2 protein-coding genes are annotated in these 329 nt (G+C 42.2%); both read right to left on the bottom strand.

The genetic code is table 11. From position 1 onward, the window contains the following. Positions 1-35: 35 nt before the first annotated feature. Positions 36-122, bottom strand: a complete 87-nt coding sequence (locus A3735_RS32540; RefSeq protein WP_368664562.1) for a hypothetical protein — start codon at positions 120-122, stop codon at positions 36-38. Positions 123-131: 9 nt separating this feature from the next. Beyond that, positions 132-329 (bottom strand): hypothetical protein (locus A3735_RS30835; RefSeq protein WP_197485847.1); only part of this gene is annotated, 198 nt, incomplete at its 5' end.

The raw sequence follows: 329 nt of genomic DNA, 5'->3' as shown, positions 1-329 counted from the left end.
ATTTATATTCAAATATGGTTTGACTTTGTTTTGCATTAATAAAACCAATACTTGAGCAGCACGCCTTGTGGTGTATCTCGCCATTGCCGTGTGACAAGGAAGCCTTGTATCGAATCACTCATGTAAGAGGCTTAATGAACCAAGTCATTCAGTCGGCGTTCTGTGATGATCAGGGAGATCATTTTCTTCATTTTGTCTCTAACAATCTCGGCTTCTTTATGGAGTTGCTGATTGCGCTGCTCCTTATTGTCGCTCAGTGTTTTCAAGCTTAGGCTTGGCTGGTACCGTGCAAAGCTCATATACAGCTTGGGAATCTTCTTTTTGACCGG

It is taken from the genome of Oleiphilus sp. HI0061 (genome assembly GCF_001635675.1).
Note: the sequence above shows the minus strand (reverse complement) of the source record. Positions and strands in the feature narration are given on the sequence as shown.